Source organism: Mycolicibacterium arseniciresistens, from assembly GCF_030519285.1.
Taxonomy (GTDB): domain Bacteria; phylum Actinomycetota; class Actinomycetes; order Mycobacteriales; family Mycobacteriaceae; genus Mycobacterium; species Mycobacterium arseniciresistens.
The window spans coordinates 1-1471 of record NZ_JAUMSQ010000529.1 but is presented as its reverse complement, the minus strand read 5'-3'; the positions used below and the strand labels follow the sequence as shown (position 1 = coordinate 1471).

Sequence of the window (1471 nt, the reverse complement as noted above, 5' to 3'; positions counted from 1 at the left end):
GGTGACACCGGGGCGATCAGCACGGCCACCGCCAGCGCCAGTGCGGCGGCCGTCACGATCGCCCCCGATCGTCGATCAGCTGGCGCAACCGCTCAGCGCCGCAACCGAATCCGGAGTCGGCCCGCCACGCCGTCGCCGCCCGGACCCGGCCGTCGTCCGCGGACCGCAGGACGGCGATCTCGGTCAGCCGGCGGGTGCCGGAGCGGTCACGTCCGACGTGCAACAACACCTGCACGGCCGCCGCCAGTTGACTGTGCAGCGCGGCCCGGTCGAGCCCGCCGAGTGCGCCGAGCGCCTCAAGCCGGGCCGGGACCTCGGCCGGGTTGTTCGCGTGCACGGTGCCTGCGCCGCCGTCGTGGCCGGTGTTCAGCGCCGCGAGCAGGTCGACGACCTCGGCCCCGCGCACCTCACCGACCACGATCCGGTCCGGCCGCATCCGCAGCGCCTGCCGGACCAGGTCGCGCAGCGTGACCTCGCCGATGCCCTCCACGTTCGCGCACCGGGCCACCAGGTTCACCAGATGCGGGTGGCGCGGGGCGAGTTCGGCGGCGTCCTCGACACAGACGATCCGCTCGCCCGCGGCGACCGCGCCGAGCATCGCCGCCAGCAGCGTGGTCTTCCCGGCACCGGTGCCGCCGGAGACCAGGAACGCCAACCGGGCGTCGATGATGTCGCGCAGCAGTGCGGCGGCAGGCGCTGCGATGGTGCCGGTAGCCGTCAACGTCGCGAGATCCTGTGTCGCCGGGCGCAACACCCGCAGGGAAAGGCAGGTGCCTCCGGCGGCGATCGGAGGCAGCACGGCATGCAACCGGACGGTGAACCGGCCTGCGCCCAGCCCGGACAGCTGACCGTCGACCCACGGCTGCGCCTCGTCGAGCCGTCGGCCCGCGGACAGTGCCAGCCGCTGCGCGAGCCGGCGCACCGCCGCGTCGTCGGGGAAGCGGACGGCACTGCGCCGCAACCCTTCCCCGTCGTCGACCCACACCGCGTCGGGTGCGGTGACGAGCACGTCGGTGGTGCCCTCGGCGGACAGCAGCGGCTCCAGGATGCCCGCACCGGTCAGCTCCGTCTGCAGCAGCCGCAGATTGCGCAGCACCTCAGTGTCGCCGAGCACGCCGCCGGATTCCGCCCGGATGGCGGCGGCCACCACGTTCGGGTGCAGCGGGGCCGATTCCGTCGCGAGCCGCTCGCGGACCCGGTCGAGCAGCGAGGCCGTCATGCCGCCTCCATCGACGGATGGTGTTGCAGCACAGCGAGGACCCTGCCCGCGGCGACCGCCAGCGGTGACCGCCGGGACAGTCGCATGCCACCCTGTTCGAGGCGCTCGGCGGCGCCGGGCTGCGGTCGCATCGCCGCGAGCAGTGGCAGTCCGGCTGCCCGCGCAACCTCCCGCGCCGACAGCCCGCCGGGGGACGGACCGCGCACCACCGCGCCGACGTTCGGGTTCATACCTGTCAGCCAGGGCACGACG

1 protein-coding gene and 1 pseudogene are annotated in these 1471 nt (G+C 74.6%); both read right to left on the bottom strand.

The genetic code is table 11. From position 1 onward, the window contains the following. Nucleotides 1-52 precede the first annotated feature (52 nt). Complete coding sequence (locus Q2100_RS31270) at nt 53-1219, bottom strand: TadA family conjugal transfer-associated ATPase (RefSeq protein WP_302917129.1); 1167 nt, start codon at nt 1217-1219, stop codon at nt 53-55. Beyond that, a pseudogene (locus tag Q2100_RS31265) lies at nt 1216-1471 on the bottom strand (septum site-determining protein Ssd); the annotation flags it as partial. The gene Q2100_RS31270 and the pseudogene Q2100_RS31265, both read right to left, overlap by 4 nt.